This window comes from Veillonella sp. AF36-20BH (assembly GCF_003602765.1).
Taxonomy (GTDB): Bacteria; Bacillota; Negativicutes; order Veillonellales; family Veillonellaceae; genus Veillonella; species Veillonella hominis.
The window spans coordinates 62,256-78,705 of record NZ_QTLR01000004.1 but is presented as its reverse complement, the minus strand read 5'-3'; the positions used below and the strand labels follow the sequence as shown (position 1 = coordinate 78,705).

General features: G+C 38.4%; 18 protein-coding genes and 2 riboswitches. Of the genes, 15 read left to right on the top strand and 3 right to left on the bottom strand.

Going from position 1 to position 16,450, the window contains the following annotated elements; all coding sequences use genetic code 11:
• Nucleotides 1-16 precede the first annotated feature (16 nt).
• The 8 genes from DW000_RS06185 (at nucleotide 17) to DW000_RS06150 (ending at nucleotide 6,613) form a co-directional block, all read left to right on the top strand.
• Nucleotides 17-493 carry a hypothetical protein gene (locus DW000_RS06185; RefSeq protein WP_077708070.1) on the top strand — a complete coding sequence of 159 codons (477 nt, stop codon included), beginning with the start codon at nucleotides 17-19 and terminating at the stop codon, nucleotides 491-493.
• A 259-nt stretch (nucleotides 494-752) separates the two neighbouring features.
• The gene (locus tag DW000_RS06180; protein WP_120055608.1) at nucleotides 753-1,565 is read left to right on the top strand and encodes an amino acid ABC transporter substrate-binding protein; all 813 of its coding nucleotides are present in this window, start codon (nucleotides 753-755) and stop codon (nucleotides 1,563-1,565) included.
• 123 nt (nucleotides 1,566-1,688) lie between these two features.
• Nucleotides 1,689-2,345: an amino acid ABC transporter permease gene (locus DW000_RS06175; protein ID WP_012863877.1), complete on the top strand. Its 657-nt coding sequence runs from the start codon at nucleotides 1,689-1,691 to the stop codon at nucleotides 2,343-2,345.
• Nucleotides 2,346-2,483: 138 nt separating this feature from the next.
• The gene (locus tag DW000_RS06170; RefSeq protein ID WP_004697945.1) at nucleotides 2,484-3,239 is read left to right on the top strand and encodes an amino acid ABC transporter ATP-binding protein; all 756 of its coding nucleotides are present in this window, start codon (nucleotides 2,484-2,486) and stop codon (nucleotides 3,237-3,239) included.
• Nucleotides 3,240-3,247: 8 nt separating this feature from the next.
• The gene (locus DW000_RS06165) at nucleotides 3,248-4,519 is read left to right on the top strand and encodes a hypothetical protein (protein ID WP_004697729.1); all 1,272 of its coding nucleotides are present in this window, start codon (nucleotides 3,248-3,250) and stop codon (nucleotides 4,517-4,519) included.
• A gap of 169 nt (nucleotides 4,520-4,688) precedes the next feature.
• Nucleotides 4,689-5,135, top strand: a complete 447-nt coding sequence (locus tag DW000_RS06160) for a universal stress protein (RefSeq protein WP_004693853.1) — start codon at nucleotides 4,689-4,691, stop codon at nucleotides 5,133-5,135.
• A gap of 192 nt (nucleotides 5,136-5,327) precedes the next feature.
• Entirely contained in the window at nucleotides 5,328-5,618 is a 291-nt protein-coding gene (locus DW000_RS06155) for a metalloregulator ArsR/SmtB family transcription factor (RefSeq protein WP_004693850.1), read from the top strand.
• Nucleotides 5,619-5,737: 119 nt separating this feature from the next.
• Complete coding sequence (locus tag DW000_RS06150; protein ID WP_222617511.1) at nucleotides 5,738-6,613, top strand: DMT family transporter; 876 nt, start codon at nucleotides 5,738-5,740, stop codon at nucleotides 6,611-6,613.
• A gap of 57 nt (nucleotides 6,614-6,670) precedes the next feature.
• On the opposite strand, the gene DW000_RS06145 is transcribed toward DW000_RS06150, so the two are convergent.
• On the bottom strand, nucleotides 6,671-7,660 hold the full coding sequence (locus DW000_RS06145) for an AEC family transporter (protein ID WP_120055604.1): 990 nt from the start codon (nucleotides 7,658-7,660) through the stop codon (nucleotides 6,671-6,673).
• Nucleotides 7,661-8,028: 368 nt separating this feature from the next.
• Between DW000_RS06145 and modA the strand changes: the two genes are divergently transcribed.
• The 3 genes from modA to DW000_RS06130 all read left to right on the top strand — a co-directional run bounded on the left by modA (nucleotide 8,029) and on the right by DW000_RS06130 (nucleotide 10,374).
• Nucleotides 8,029-8,817: a molybdate ABC transporter substrate-binding protein gene (gene modA / locus DW000_RS06140; RefSeq protein WP_120055602.1), complete on the top strand. Its 789-nt coding sequence runs from the start codon at nucleotides 8,029-8,031 to the stop codon at nucleotides 8,815-8,817.
• Nucleotides 8,818-9,070: 253 nt separating this feature from the next.
• Nucleotides 9,071-9,739 carry a molybdate ABC transporter permease subunit gene (gene modB / locus DW000_RS06135; RefSeq protein WP_120055600.1) on the top strand — a complete coding sequence of 223 codons (669 nt, stop codon included), beginning with the start codon at nucleotides 9,071-9,073 and terminating at the stop codon, nucleotides 9,737-9,739.
• An 8-nt stretch (nucleotides 9,740-9,747) separates the two neighbouring features.
• Nucleotides 9,748-10,374, top strand: coding sequence for an ATP-binding cassette domain-containing protein (locus tag DW000_RS06130; protein WP_120055598.1), 627 nt, complete (start codon nucleotides 9,748-9,750; stop codon nucleotides 10,372-10,374).
• Here DW000_RS06130 and cytX read toward each other — a convergent pair.
• Nucleotides 10,358-11,542 (bottom strand): putative hydroxymethylpyrimidine transporter CytX, encoded by a 1,185-nt coding sequence (cytX, locus tag DW000_RS06125; protein ID WP_120055596.1) that lies wholly within the window; start codon nucleotides 11,540-11,542, stop codon nucleotides 10,358-10,360. The genes DW000_RS06130 and cytX overlap by 17 nt on opposite strands.
• A gap of 52 nt (nucleotides 11,543-11,594) precedes the next feature.
• Nucleotides 11,595-11,700: riboswitch (TPP riboswitch) on the bottom strand.
• Between the two features lie 81 nt (nucleotides 11,701-11,781).
• A riboswitch (TPP riboswitch) is annotated at nucleotides 11,782-11,876 on the top strand.
• A gap of 64 nt (nucleotides 11,877-11,940) precedes the next feature.
• Here cytX and thiW point away from each other — a divergent pair.
• From thiW to thiM, 3 genes are read left to right on the top strand one after another with little or no spacing between them, the layout of a single operon-like run.
• On the top strand, nucleotides 11,941-12,420 hold the full coding sequence (thiW, locus tag DW000_RS06120) for an energy coupling factor transporter S component ThiW (protein ID WP_004698006.1): 480 nt from the start codon (nucleotides 11,941-11,943) through the stop codon (nucleotides 12,418-12,420).
• A complete protein-coding gene (gene thiD, locus DW000_RS06115) occupies nucleotides 12,420-13,253 on the top strand; it encodes a bifunctional hydroxymethylpyrimidine kinase/phosphomethylpyrimidine kinase (protein ID WP_004697995.1) in 834 nt (277 codons plus the stop codon). Before thiW ends, thiD begins: the two co-directional genes overlap by 1 nt.
• 13 nt (nucleotides 13,254-13,266) lie before the next feature.
• A complete protein-coding gene (gene thiM, locus DW000_RS06110; protein WP_120055594.1) occupies nucleotides 13,267-14,787 on the top strand; it encodes a hydroxyethylthiazole kinase in 1,521 nt (506 codons plus the stop codon).
• Between the two features lie 155 nt (nucleotides 14,788-14,942).
• On the opposite strand, the gene rbr is transcribed toward thiM, so the two are convergent.
• Complete coding sequence (rbr, locus tag DW000_RS06105; protein ID WP_004693830.1) at nucleotides 14,943-15,488, bottom strand: rubrerythrin; 546 nt, start codon at nucleotides 15,486-15,488, stop codon at nucleotides 14,943-14,945.
• Nucleotides 15,489-16,238: 750 nt separating this feature from the next.
• On the opposite strand from rbr, the gene DW000_RS06100 reads away from it, so the two are divergent.
• On the top strand, nucleotides 16,239-16,442 hold the full coding sequence (locus DW000_RS06100; protein ID WP_005387793.1) for a DUF951 domain-containing protein: 204 nt from the start codon (nucleotides 16,239-16,241) through the stop codon (nucleotides 16,440-16,442).
• Nucleotides 16,443-16,450 lie beyond the last annotated feature (8 nt).

Sequence of the window (16,450 nt, the reverse complement as noted above, 5' to 3'; positions counted from 1 at the left end):
ATTTGTGAGGTAAACCATGACGAAACAAGAGGCGATGGAACGCTTTTCATCAGGTGCTGTACAACAGAGCTTAGAAATACATCGCGGTATACAGTGGACCGGTCGCATCATCGGTCTAGTTGTGTGTGCGTTGATTGTAAAATATATGCCCTCAGACTGGGCGGAACGTGTATGGTATTATCTGTTGTTGCTCGTGATATTATGGACCCTTCATAGATTAGGTGAAAGTCAAGCTTTTATCTGTGAAAAGGGCCTCGTGTTAAAACGTAGGCCTTTTTCTGTGAAAGAATACTTTCACAGTTTATTCTATGGGGATGAATATTTCGTCTTTGTTGATTATGAGCATATTATTGGATTCACTGAGGAATGGCGTGAGTTGCAAGCAATGAATGGTCATGGTGGGATTTATGTGATACCACTTGATCTGCATCAGGTGGCGTACAAGGATAAAATGGCGATGATTGAGGCCATTCATAAACATACGCAGTCATAAAGTATAAGTACGTAGCGTCATACAATATAGGTATACAGAAATATAAATATAGGACTACAGAAACATAAAGCAAATGAATCTAGAATCATAAACTATATATGTGGAGAGTCTCTAAAATAAAAAATATAAAATTCATCGAATTAACTATTTACAACTTTAATGAACTAAAGTATAATACAATCATTAAGTACGGAATCTAAATCTGTATTGAACATATCATTAAGTAGTAAATAGGCGATAATCGCCGTGGAGGATAGTTATGAATTGGAAAAAGATGATGGCCGTTGGCCTTGTAGCCGTGTCTATGATGGCATTTGTAACAGGTTGTGGCGGTGACACTAAAAAAGCTAATACAGAATTGCCTAAGAAAGTTGTTATCGGTTTAGATGATAGTTTCCCTCCAATGGGCTTTAAAGATGAAAAAGGTGAAATCGTTGGCTTTGATATCGACATGGCTAAAGAAGCAGCTAAACGTGCTGGCATGGATGTAGAGTTCAAAGCTATCGACTGGTCTAGTAAAGAAGCGGAACTAAAATCAAAAAAAATTGATGCGTTGTGGAATGGCTTAACAGTTTCTCCTGAGCGGGAGAAAAATATTTTGTTCTCCAATACATATATGAAGGATAAACAATATGTCATTGTTCGTAATGACGATGATTCCATTAAAGGTAAAGCCGATTTAGCTGGTAAGGTAGTAGGCGTGCAACAAGCTAGTACTGGTGAAGCAGCATTGCAAAACGACCCAAGCGGTAAGACGGTTAAAGAGACAAAATCTTATGCGGATTTTGTAAGTGCCTTCATGGATCTTGGTATTGGTCGTGTTGATGCGGTTATTGCTGATGGTGTAATCGCTCGTTATCTCATGACAAAAGAACCTGGTAAATACAAAATCGTAGAAGGTACTGACTACGGTGTTGATAATTTCGCTGTTGGCTTCCGCAAAGATGATACTGCTTTGCGTGACAAAATTAATGGTATCTTAGCTGAAATGAAAAAAGACGGTACTGCTGATAAAATCGCTGAAAAATGGTTAGGCTCAGGCGCAGACTTAGATAAGAGCGATGCTAAATAGTACAATTCGTGATATACTAATAGTACTATGGTCAGTAGGTACAACTGATAATTAAAGAACGAAATGTACACTAGAGAAGCGGCCAGATGGCCCTTCTCTAGTCGTGTTTTGAAGGAGTCTTTCATGTTAGATTATTTATTGCAGATTATCCCAACTATCGCTGATGGTTTAAAGGTAACCGTATCGCTATTCTGTATTGTATGGATTTTATCTATTCCTGGTGGCATTTTAATGGCTATGTTACGCCTATCTAAATTGCCTTTAGTAGATAAGTTTGTCGATGCGTTCGTATATTTAATGCGGGGCACACCGTTGATGCTACAAATCTTATTCGTCTATTATGCATTACCAATCATCACAGACGGTGCCATTCAAATGGATGATGCCACGGCAGCAGTTCTTACCTTCGTATTAAACTATGCAGCTTATTTATGTGAGATTTTCCGTGGGGGCATTCAATCTATCTCTCGAGGTCAGTACGAAGGGGCGAAAGTGCTTGGTTTTACCTATGCACAAACTATGCGTAAGATCATCTTGCCACAAATGTTTAAACGTGTATTGCCTCCTCTTGCGAATGAGACGATTAACTTATTGAAAGATACATCTCTTGTATATGTATTAGCGATGAATGATATTTTGCGTATTACAAAATCTATCGTACAACGTGACTTTGATATTTCTGCATTCCTCGTGGCAGCATTATTCTACTTGATCTTTACCTTTATTTTAACGAATATCTTCAACTACTTAGAACGAAGATTTGCTGTATACGAAGATTAATCTAATTCTATGATAGTTTGTCGTATATAATGATATAGCTAGTTTTATAGGTGAGATACTTTTATTTGATGCTATAGATGCGATATCTTTACTTGAGGTGCTGGTTATATACTTAATATGACGACGTAAGAGGTACTTATGACATTTGTAAATATGGAGCGTATTGAAAAACGCTTTAATAATCAATCAGTATTGCGCGATGTGTCGCTTAAAATGAATAGAGGAGAAATCGTTTCTATTATTGGACCTTCTGGTTCAGGTAAATCCACATTTTTACGCTGCTTGGGCCAGTTAGAAACAATTGATGGAGGCTCTATTACCGTTGATGGTACGGTTCTTGCTAGTACTGAAAATGGGGTTGTAAAATATGCTTCTCCTCAAACTCAGCATGAATTATTGCTTCGTATGGGGATGGTATTCCAATCTTTTAACTTGTTCCCACATATGACGGTATTAGATAATATTATGATTGCTCCACGTATGGTAAAAGGTATGAAAGATGATGAAATCTCACCGATTGCAGAGCAACTACTCAATAAAGTAGGGTTATGGGAAAAACGTAATATGTATCCATCTCGCTTGTCTGGTGGTCAGCAACAGCGTGTAGCTATTGCTCGTGCGTTAGCGATGAATCCTGAAATCATGCTATTTGATGAACCTACATCTGCTCTCGATCCAGAGCTTACTGGTGAGGTCCTTAAGACGATTAAACAATTGGCGGACGATCACATGACGATGATTATCGTAACCCATGAAATGAACTTTGCTCGTGAAGTATCGGATCGTGTTATCTTTATGGCTGATGGTGTTATTCAAGAAGAAGGAACACCAGAACAAATTTTTAGTCATCCGCAGAACGAAAGAACGAAAGCGTTCTTGGATAATATGTTATAGGAGGTTCTATGAAGTTACGTTTATTTGCGGCAACCTTAGCTGTCATGGCTTTGGGAACGACTTCTATTATGGCGGAAGGTTTACAGAAGACGCCTGATATACCTTTATCTATTGTGGAATCTCAGAAGGATTCCGCATCTATTTTGCCAGAACAATACAAATCCTATGCTACTAAGATGAACACGGTGGTGAAGGATTACAAAAATGGTTATATGTTCTCGATTCCTTGGCGTGTAGCTGATGGCGTTATGTTAGATATGGACGTGCGTAGTGAAAGCGAACATATTCAAGGGTATTCCTTCAATTTAGCGGGCCCTACGCAAGAGGATTCCTATACAGTATCTTTTACTAAGCGCAATAATACACCACAAGAAGGAATATCTCAAAAAGAATGGAATACAACTTGGTATGGTGTACCTATTAAGGGCATGTCTAATGAGGAGTATTTAAATATCTGGCGCCAACATAGCAATAACTTTGAGCATAATGATATTGTTGGTGGGTTCTTTGCTAAGAAAGGTGCAGTTTCCGCACGCTGGGATAAGAGTACACCAAAATCTTATGCAGATATGACATCTACAGAGCCGGTTCAGTCTGTATTTGAAGCAGAATTTATCATGGAGAAAGATCCAACTCATCGGTACAATTTGTCTAGTACGTATGCACCTGTTCGTGCAGAGTTTATGGAGCTAGGTTTGATGGAGCATACAATTCCATCCTTTGAATTGATCAATAAGCGCGGTTCTAATGCTATTAAAGGGGTAAAAAAAATATTAACCGGCACAAGCGATATCAGTGTAGCTGAGGGCATCAAGTTTGCTTATCCAAAAGGCTTCACCCGTCTTAATGAAAAGGGCAAGATTGCTTTTACCAAACATAATATACGCCTTGATATTGAGTCTTTTACAATCCCTGTACAAGCTGTCAGCTCCGGTATGCCAACTATGATGGCTAAGCAGATGCTTGGTGATTATTATCTTAAACAATTGGTTGATGTGAACAAGGCCACGATTACTCGTTATGAAACGCATATCATTGACGGTAATGTGATGTTCTATTTGGCGGGCCATATGAAAAATCCAAATACATCTGATACATCTGTAGCGGAACCAGTATCCTTTGGTGCAACAATTATTCTTGGCAATGAAGGTAATGTAGCAGTAGCTCGAATGATTGGTCCATCCACTAGCAATCTTGCTACTCAGGAACTTATAGATATATTAGATGGTTTTAAATTGACTACTACACTTAATACAAATCAATCGTCTCAGGTTCTTTAATATACGCATAATATTCTTTTATTTGTATAATTCTGTACGATTTGTGCTATAATGTAATAAATCCTCAGAAAAAAGAGGAGTTTTCCTTGATGGTCTAGAATATATTAGTATAGGCTAAACGATATTTGATCATATCCCCTTTGAGGGATTAGGAATAGGAGGGGTTATTATGGTTACCTACAAAACTATTGTCGTACCTACTGATGGTTCTGAAAATGCTAAACGTGCGTTGGAACATGCTCTCGCTGTAGCGGATCGCAACCAAGCTGAATTGATTGTTGTTCACGTTGCAAATATTGTGTCTGCTATTTCCAATTTTGATCAAACACCAATTTCTGGTGGATATGTATCTGAGCAAATTGCTGAGGATATGGAAGAAACTGGTAAGGAAATTCTTAATGATGTAGTGAAAGAAATTCCTGCAGGCGTAAAAGTTAAAAGCGTATTTGAAGTTGGCTCCCCTGGACCTGCACTACTTGCAGTGGCAAAAAAATATAATGCTGATCTCATCGTAATGGGTAGCCGTGGTCTTGGCCCTTTGAAAGGCTTATTCATGGGTAGCGTAAGTAGCTATGTAACTAGCCACTCCACTTGCCCTGTATTGATCATTAAATAATTTATATCTTATATCTTATATAGATATGATAAAAAAAGAGACTTTGGTTTCTCAAAGTCTCTTTTTTATGTTAAAAATGATATAATGTCTATATGTATGCCATACATATTGGTGTTATACGTTAAGACGTATCGATTAGTGACATAGAAGAGCTACAAAAAAGAATGGATAGGATTAAAAAAGGGGGATTATATGACCGACAAACAAGAATCATTGCTGAAGCTAGCAGAACTGTTTAAAATCTTGGGTGATCCTACACGCCTTAAAATAGTAGAGCTATTACTAGAAAATGAAATGTGTGTTAATCACATTGCAGAAACCATGGAGATGGGACAATCTGCTATTTCTCATCAATTGCGTGTATTGCGCCAAGCGCGCCTTGTTACATATCGTAAAGATGGGAAAACAGCATATTATTCTCTAAACGATGATCATGTTGAATGTTTAGTTCGCATGGGGATGGAACACGTAGCTCATCAATAATTTAAATTTTTTATAATGAACACATTTCGTCCTACTTAGGATGAAATGTGTTTTTATATTTTATATATTTTATTTGAGTTGTATTTGATTATGGAGAAGTATATAAAGTGAATCTGTTAATGAAAAATATAGGAATATTAGTGGTATTTTTAGCTACTGTATTCCTATCAACAAAATCTATATGGGCAAAACTAATTTATTTAGATTCACTGAGCCCCTTGAATGTTCTTGTGTGTAGGGCTGTTTTATCATTACCTTTTTTTCTTATACCAATGATTCGTTTTGATTGGAATAGCGTGAATAAAAGTAAGGTTTTTAAATACTCATTTTTTGGAGCTATTCTTTATTTATCTTCATCTATAGCTGACTTTATAGGATTATTATATATATCTGCCTCATTAGAACGTGCCGTTCTATTTACATTTCCAATTTACGTTTTTCTGTTATCTTCAGATTTATCACGCATTACATTTTCAAAAGTAGTTCTAATTGTATCTACTGTGCTAGGCTTAGCAATTATGTTTAATCCTACCGTTGATAACCACCTTACAGATACTTTAATAGGTATTTCACTAGTTTTACTTTCTGCCATTTTTTGGGCGTTGTTTATTATTTATAGTAAGAGGGCTGTTTCGAATATCAGTCCTACTATTTTTACCAGTACTTATATGTGTATAACTACAGTACTTTTACTTCTCGGCTTTATAATTGATAGCAAAAATTTTACTACATTTTCAACACTCCAAACACATACTATGATTTATTTAGTATTTTTGGTCATTTTTTGTTCTATCATTCCTTCATACTTGATGTCTTTTGGTCTTAAAAGAATTAATGCATCTCTTGCAGCCGTTATTAGTGCAATGGGACCAATAGTTACTTTAGCTTTAGATGTAGTTATTCTTAATCATAATTTAGCCTTGAATGAAATTATTGGTGCTATAATTGTTACAGCTTGTGTAACTTGTTTAACAAGGCTAAATGCTAAGGCATAAAAAATCACTCATAGTCATATGGCTATGAGTGATTTTTTATAACTATGATTTTTTATTTTAATATAATGGGAATAGATAATAGGCTATAGTAATAAACAGTGGCATAGTTATAGCGGATAAAATGGTAGTCCCCATTACGATTTGTGTTGCATATTCTGGATTATTCTTCATTTCAATAGCAATAAGAGACATATTGATAGCGGTAGGTACGCTGTAGGTTATAATGATAGTTTGTGCCGCTATTGGATGCATAGGGCCGTAGAACATAATGAATAGTATGGTAATACCGGCGGCTATGAGTGGACTTACAATGAGTCGTAATGTAGTAGCAAGCATAACATCCATCTTGAAGAAGTTTAGCGGTGTTCTGTTAATTTGAACACCCAAGGCAATCATAGCGACGCCAACGAAGGCATTGGCAAATATATTGAGCGGTGCAAAGAAGAAGAGGCCGTGTAAATCAAAAGGGAGTAGGTGGCAAAGTAGTGCCAGTGGAATGGCATATACCATGGGCATGTGAAATACGACTTTTAGTGCATCCCTAGGGGTTAATCGTCCTGCTCCCGCTTGGTAGAAACCGTAGGTATTACTGCTAATAGTTTGGATGATCATGATAGATACAACACTCACTAAACCTAGATTAGCATAGGGGGTAGCACCATTGATGACGTAGGGAATGTTAGTAAATACAAAGATGGCAAGAGCGACACCCATGTTCCCAACATTATTGAACATGACGCAGTTTTTCAGAGTTGCAATCTTAGCCACATCATAACCTTGTATCTTTCCTACTACATTTGAAAGAATTGAGTTTAGTATGAGTACACAGAGTGCACAGAATACAATTTCCAAGGTACCTGAGTTAAGTTTTGCTTCGTACATTGCTCGAAATATAAAGGTAGGCAGCAGTATATAAAAGTTTAGTTTACTCAGCGTATATAGATCGAGTTTAAATTTTCTATCTAATACAAATCCTACCCCTATAAGTACTAGGATAGGTACCATAGAGTTCATAAAGATATGGCCTACTAATTCGAATAGATTCATCATCTCACCTAGAGTTTCTCATTAATATAAAGGCATAGTTTTAATGTATCGTATAACTATATAGCAAATATACAGTTACTTTATATAAGTTAAAAGTGAATAAGCGTTACGAAATGTGCTTATTCTTTATAATATTATCATACCATAGTATGTATTTTTTGGGATTTAAAAAATTATTGATTATGATTACTTATCATAATCATCAGAAATATCTATGCAATATGTGTTTTTGGATATACGACTTTAGCTATCGATTTATAGTATAATATGAATATATTGTATATTTTAATTTGTTAGTACACGAGGTGTCTCTAGGTGTTACCATAGCTTTTACAGTGTGGCGTTTTAAGGGATACACAGGAGGAATTATGAAACGAATTTTATTAGTGTTAATGAGTGTTTTCATGCTTGCCTTTTTAGTTGGCTGTGGTAATGATGCAAGTAAACCAACTGAGTCGGCTAAACCAAGTACATCTGAAAAGATTACTGTACAAGCTGCAGCGAGTCTTAAAGGTGCTCTTACCGAATTGGCAGATGCATACAAAAAAAGCCATAACTTAGCAGATGATCAAATTGCTATTAACTTTGCTGGCTCTGGTACATTACGTCAACAAATCGAACAAGGTGCGCCAGCTAGTCTGTTCATTTCTGCTGACGAAAAAAACATGAAAATGTTACAAGAGAAAGACTTAGTAACTGATGTAAAACCATTTGTGACTAACGAACTTGTTCTTGTTGTTCCAAAAGGCCAACCTAAAGTTGAATTGAATCAAATTGCTTCCGTAAAACGTATCGTATTAGGTAACCCTGAAACAGTACCAGCTGGTAATTATGGTAAACAGGTATTAACAAAACTAGGCGTTTGGGAACAAGTAGAACCTAATGTAGTGTATGCGAAAGACGTTAAAGCTGTAACTGCTTCCATTAGCCAAGGTGCTGGTGATGTTGGTTTCATCTACAAAACTGATGCTATTGCAGCGGGCGATGCAGTTGAAATCTCTGCTGTAACACCGGCTGACTCACATGATCCAGTTATCTATCCAATTGGTATTATCAAAAAATATGACAACGCATTGGCAAAAGACTTCTACCAATACGTAATGAGCCCAGAAGGCCAAAAAGTATTAGAAAAATACGGTTTCTCTACTTCTAAATAAGAGTAAAACGCTAGCTTTCAGGGCTAGCGTTTTCTTATGATACAATAGAGACATTATTGGGATTACTAATAACATTATTTCTAAGGGTATGCTATTTTTAACTGTATGAAATTTCTAGCTCATTTGTAGTGATGACTGTTAAATAATCTAGCATATGATATGATTTTAGGCATATAATTTGCTTAAAAATATTTTGGGACTAATGGATATAGCACATATTGTAGAGTTATTCTGTATAGAAAGGGGGCGTGACATGAGTCCATTATGGCTATCACTATGGGTAGCAAGTATAGCTCTTATTATAGTTATTTTAAGTGGTTTAGCCGCATGTTATTGGATGAATCGCTGTAAATGGAGTGGCATGGCTATTATTGATGCACTTATTACCTTGCCGCTTGTATTGCCACCAGTTGTTGTTGGCTTTGCTCTTCTCATGGTGTTTACGCCAGGCTATGCCTTTGGTGCATGGCTCGAGACGCATGGTATGAGCGTTGTGTTTGCCGCATCTGGGGCGGTAGTAGCATCTTCAGTTATTGCGTTTCCATTATTTTATCAGACGGTGCGTTCTGCATTACAATCTGTCGATCATAATATGGAGGACGTAGCGCGCACATTGGGTGCTTCAGAGTTACGTATCTTTTTTACTATTTCTGTACCACTCGCTTGGAAAGGCATTTTGACGGGAAGTATTTTAGCATTTTGTCGAGCTATGGGCGAGTTCGGTGCCACAATCTTGATTGCCGGTAATATTCCAAAGGTAACGCGCACCATGCCACTTGCTATCTACTCTTACGTAGAGGCAGGGCAGTACATGGATGCCTTTGAATTAGTTATCTATATTTGTGTGCTCACATTGGCGTTGTTGAGCGCGATTCACCTCATCACAAAGGGGTCCTTGTTCCGGCACATTGATAATAATTAGGAGGTCCGATGATTACATTTTCCTTTACCGTAGCTAGACCTTCTGTGACTGTGAAAGCCGATGGTGTACTTTCTTCTGGTATTACCGTGTTAACAGGCCAATCTGGCAGTGGTAAAAGTACATTTATTAAGTGCATTGCAGGTCTTGTGAAACCGACTACAGGTAGCATTCAATATGATGAAACTATATGGGTTGATCGCGACAAAAAAATCTGGGTACCTGCTCAAGAACGTCAAGTTGGCTATATGCCACAAGGTAATATCGTATTTCCACATTTATCGGTGGAACATAATATTACCTATAGTAAACGAGGCACGTCAGAGATGTGTGACAGCTTATTAAAACGCTTAGGCCTTGAGAAATATCGTAAAACGAAAGCAGGTAGCTTGTCTGGTGGTGAGCAGCAACGCGTTGCATTGGGGCGTGCTCTTTACTCTAAACCAACCATCTTGCTTCTTGATGAACCATTATCTGCACTAGACTGGAATTTACGTAAGCATGTTCGAGAGGATCTTGTTTCCATTATTCGCGAATGGGATGTGCCATGTGTATGGGTTACCCATGATGAAAGCGAAGCCGAAATGGTTGGAAATCGGCACTGGACCTGTGAAGATGGGCTTATAGTAAGGTGTTAGCAGTTTTACTTATGAATCCAACGATGGATGTTACGATAAATGCTATTGTAAAGGCTGGTAGTGTTGCACCTATGGAGCTTTCACTATGCAACATATAATGGTATAAACCTACGGCTATAGCCCAAATCAACCCGCGAACTAGATAAGCCGATAGCGTTTGCACTTGTTGGCGATTGACAAAATAGTCTGCCAACAAGATGGCAATCATTGGAGCAAAGACGGATCCGATGAGATATAGGAATTCTGTAATATCGTCCATCGGATATAGGATGGCTGCAATGGCGCCGACAATGGTTACGATAACAGCTACGCCTTTACTAGATGCTCCATTATAGATAGTCGTACTAGATACGCCAGCTGAGTAAGCGTCCATGAAGGTCGTAGTTACAGTGGAGAAGATAATGACGATGAGTCCTGCAAGACCAAGGCCTGCGTTCATCATAATAGTAATGATAGAGTCCCCACCGCCGAAGATCGCCGCGCTAAGGCCCAAGGTGTACATGGCGACACTCGTTACGGTGTAGATGGTAGCACTTGTTAGTGATGCGGAGAAAGGGCTTTTGCTTTCACGAGTATAATCACTGATGAGAGGTAGCCAAGACAGTGGCATAGCGATTGATAGCTCAAGGGCTGCTATAAAGCTCATATTGCCATTAGTCATGAAGCTACTGTCACTAGGCCATTGAGAAATCATGTGAACTCCCATGTAGAGTGTGAGGCCTAGTAATAAAACAGATACGATAGCTTGAATATAGCCTGTATTGTGGAGACCGATGAAGAGCCATAAAATGACGAGCGCCCCAATAGCAATAGTCCAAATCATAGGAGATAGGGGCGCCAGCTCTTGTAAGGCAAGCATAGCATCGTAAATCATGATACTAGTCCAACCGATTAGTTGGATCATATTTAAAAAGGCAAAGCCCTTTGCCCCTAAGGGACCAAAGCTAAAGGCTGTCGTGTTCATACTGCCTTGCCGCAAACGGCCACCGATGAGTCCTGCTCCAAAGAGCAGAATACCGCCGATGATATGGCCTAAGATGATGGCATATAGTCCTTGAGTGAGGCCTAAGGGTGCCAGATAGGTGCCGGTCATAATCTCCGCTATAGATAGGGCGGCACCAAACCATATCATGGCGAACTGTGGTTGTGTAATGTGTGTATCTTTCATACGTCCTCCTTGCCAGGAAGTCATAGAAAAAGCCGAGCTCATGGGAACTCGGCTTTTAATCCTCTATGTTCCCTACGTTGGCATTATCCAAATCAGGTTATGGGTTAAAGCATTAGCTTACTCTCAGCCCACTCGTGTGAGCACCCCGTTATGGCTTCATTATACGAGGTGGTGGGAGAACCGTCAATTCTTTTGTTGCATAGATTGTATAATGATGTTATAACTAGAGTATAAAAATATATGGCCACTAGGGGTGCTTTTGCTGAGATTGATCATTCAAAACCCTAGACCTGATCCAGATAATACTGGCGTAGGGAAGTGGAATGAAACATAATACCAAACTATTACGAGACCATTCCATTTGAGGTGGTCTCATTTTTTATTTAGTTGGAGGTATTATGAAAAAACTGATTATTGCTAGTATATGTGTAGCCTTAGGTGTCGTCTTATCGACTACGTCGATTCCCATTGGCCCGGCCCGAATTTTTCCATTTCAACATATGATAAATGTGATCTTAGCCGTTATAGTTGGGGCGAGATTCTCCGTAGGCGCCGCCTTTAGTACCTCTTGCTTACGTAATGTACTAGCACTAGGCTCTCCGCTAGCCTTTCCTGGTAGCATGATTGGGGCTTGGTTATCTGCTTATTTATATAAGAAATACAATTCCATATGGGCGGCGGCTCTAGGAGAAATCATAGGTACAGGTATTCTCGGGGCTTTTATTAGCTATCCAATTGCTAACTTTCTACTAGGCAAACCATTGGCCTTGTTGACCTTGATTACCTCTTTCTCCATGAGTTCTATTAGCGGAGCTTGTATTGGCTTCGTGGTATTACAAATCTTATCTCGACGTAATTTGTTACATAAGGAGGCATAATGAAACTACATACAGCATTAACAATTGCCGGTACCGACCCTAGTGGTGGCGCTGGCATTATGGCCGATCTAAAATCATTCCAAAGCCGCCATGTATATGGTATGGCAGTGGTTACCTCCGTAGTAGCCCAAAATACAACAGGGGTTCACCACGTAGAACACCTATCGCTAGAAAGCATAGAAAAACAGTTACACGATGTATATTCAGATATTCTTCCTCAAGCCGTTAAGACAGGTATGATTGCTTTACCGGAGATGATGGATCTCATCTATCCTTATGTGAGTAAGAACATCCCTTATGTGATGGATCCAGTTATGATTGCCACCAGCGGTGATCGACTTGTATCGGATGAGGCCGTCGATTTCTTAAAATCTAAACTCATTCCGGTCGCTACAGTTATTACACCTAATCGTAGCGAGGCAGAGGTGTTAGCGGATATGTCTATCTCTTGTGAAAGTGACATTACAACAGCAGCTAAGCGTATTTTACATGAATTAGGACCTCGAGTGGTTATTATAAAAGGCGGCCATATTGGAGATGATGCTACGGATTATGCTTTCACCAAAGATGGAGATGTGCGTACGTGGACAAGTCCTAAATATGATACTGTTCATACTCACGGTACGGGTTGCACCTTCTCGGCGGTTATTACGGCAGAGCTCGCCAAAGGGCGTGATGTAATGGATGCAATTGGCATTGCAAAGAACTATATTTCCCTTGCGATTAAGCATAATCCAGCACTTGGAAATGGCTGTGGACCTGTTAATCATATGGCTTATGGGTTATTGGTAAATGGCCCTCAAACGATGGATGAACTTTTGAAAAATGACTAGAGGAGATAGTTATATGACCTACAACAATCCAAATATAAATGGTTCAAATTGGTCCGAACTGAATATATTAGAGTCTCTACGCAAAAAAAATCCTCTTGTTATTTGTATTACCAATGATGTGGTGCGGACCTTTACAGCTAACGGTTTGCTAGCCATCGGTGCATCACCCGTGATGAGTGAGTGTAGCGAAGACTTAAAAGACCTTATCGTTCATGCTTCTGCACTGCTCATCAATATTGGGACCGTTACACCAGATAAGGTTACTTATTACAAAGAGGCTGTTAAATTAGCGAAGGCTCATGAGGTACCCATTATACTAGACCCTGTGGGTTGTCACGCCGGGGCTTATCGATTATCTGTTGTTTTAGACTTGATTAAAACTGGTGCTATTTCGTTGCTACGAGGGAACCAAAGTGAAATTAAAGCCATCTATGATGCTCTTAATACAAATCATAAGATTGATAGTTCTCTTTCGGGTAAGGGTGTAGATGGAGAACAAGTTGAGGATAGCGCAATTATAACGTATCGTCTTGCACGCCAAATTAACTGTCCTGTCGTCGCAACGGGGGAAGAGGACTACGTTTCTGATGGAACTCGCGTATTTGCAGTTCCTCATGGTCACTCAATCATGACAGCGGTAACAGGGACCGGCTGTTTATTAGGAGCTGTCTTAGCTGCATTCTTTAGTTCCTATTATCCATTTATGGATAACCTGTCTATCGGTGAGTTTCTTGCGTATGCACTGGCTTACTATGGACTTGCTGGTGAAAGTGCGGTTAAGGTGAGCGGTGTAAAACCTGGCATCTTTAGTGTGGCATTTATGGATGCCTTATATGAATTCGATGATGCGATGCTTTTATCTAAAAATCGAATACGCCCCGTAGTTGTACCTGATCAATTAAAGGTATATTTTATTAGTGGTACACAGGATGTAGGATTTAATGAAAGACATTTATTGGACACTGTTGAAGCTGCTTGTCGGGGTGGCGTTACATGCTTTCAGTTTAGAGAGAAGGGCATAGGAACATTAGAAGGACAACAGAAACTAGAATTAGCTCAGCAGTTAAAAGAAATTTGTGCTATGTATAATGTGCTTTATATTATTAATGACGATGTAGACTTAGCAGTGGCTGTTAATGCTGATGGTGTTCACGTAGGACAAGAGGATATGCGTTTAGAAGACGTTCGTAATCTTGTAGGAAATAAGGTTGTTGGTATATCCATTCATTCTGTGGAGGAACTTCATAAGACTGATGTAGTGTATGCAGATTGTGTCGGTGTAGGTCCTATGTATGCTACAAGTAGCAAACCTGATGCACAAGAGCCATGCGGACCAGATTGTATTACTGAGTTACGAGCAGAAGGCTTAACATTACCTTGTGTTGGTATAGGTGGGATTACGTTAGCTAACGCAACGCCTGTTTTGCAAGCTGGTGCCAGTGGAGTAGCCGTAATATCTGCTATTGCTCATGCAGATGATCCATATGAAGCAGCAGAAGAATTTAAAAATTTAGTAGATAAAATAAAAATCTAGCAAAAGAATGCAAAAAAAGACGATGACAAATGTCATCGTCTTTTTGTTAAGGAAGTTGTCAGTACTTACTGTAAGTTTAGATTGTACTTACAGGTATAGTTTTATTAAAATCTGTACTTACAGGTTATTAATCTAGTTAGTGTCGTACTTATAGATTAGATGGATTCAACGAAACGGTGGAAGAAAGCTTGTGGGTGTGCACATACAGGGCAAACTTTTGGAGCTTCTTCACCAACGTGTACGTAACCGCAGTTAGCACAGATCCAAGCTACTGGTTCGTCATTGTGGAATACTTTGTTACCGGATACTTGAGCTGCTAATGCAAGGTAACGAGCTTCATGACGAGCTTCGATTTTACCAACTTCGCGCATTTGGAAAGCGATTTTAGCAAAGCCTTCTTTTTCAGCTTCGTCAGCGAATTCTTTGTACATTGTAGTATGTTCGTAGTTTTCACCAGCTGCTGCATCGCGAAGGTTAGCTTCGATATCAGCGGAAATATCGCCACCATGAAGAGCTTTGAACCACAATTTAGCATGTGCAGATTCGTTGTGAGCTGTTTCTTCGAAATAGTCAGCGATTTCGTTCATGCCAGCTTTACGAGCTGCACTAGCGTAGAATGTATATTTTTGGAATGCTTGGGATTCGCCAGCAAATGCTGCTTGAAGATTTTTTTCAGTGTTAGAACCTTTTAATTCTGCCATTTTAATACTCCTTTGTACTTACGATAATTTTCAAAATTGTTACTTAACGTATATATTCATAACCACTTGGTTGTGAATGCAATGGAATAGAATACTTATTCTATCAATTTCGAGGGCGACTTCGCCTTAGTAAGAAAACTTATTCTTAGATTAAATAGACACTTGCTTAACTCTTAAAATAGTACTTACTTATTTGTGTGTTTCGGCACTTGCCGTCTTAACAGTTTTATATACAATGTGTTATCCGTATACTTAACGAATAATCATTGTTGACTATATTGTAACATATTAAATGAGAAATGCAAGTCTTTTTGTAAAATTTATTTCGAAAATTTTCTAAATGATAAATATTATCAATGTAGTAAAAATGTGGGTTTATAAAGATTGAATAGTATGGGATTTATAAAAAATCTTTATTTTGATATTGAGAATGATAACTAAATGAAAAATCATTATTGTTTAGTTATTAATGTTGATTTCTTTAGATGCACTAATATTTCCCTATAAAATATAATGATTAAGATAAACATTTTTGTGATCTTTTGGTGATTATATAATACTATTTTTCTTGTGTTATGGTTTTAATTATAAGAACAGCAGACATATCAAATCTGTACATTATATATTTAGGGCGAAAATTTTATGGTTATGTAATAGACGATTGAACTATAGAATCAGGATATATTTATAGAATCAACTATTTTATGTATAATAAATATATAAATATTGACAGAAGTTAAAGGAGGCGCTATGGCATTTGTTAGATATTACGTAGGCGATGTAGTGAAGATGAAAAAATCACATCCTTGCGGCAGTGATGAGTGGGAAGTTAAGCGAATTGGTACAGACTTTCTCATCGTATGTAATGGATGTGGTCATCAACTCTTGATGCCGCGCCCTAAATTTGAAAAGGCTGTTAAGAAAATCATCTCTCGATTGCCGGAAAATGAGTAAGGAGGGAT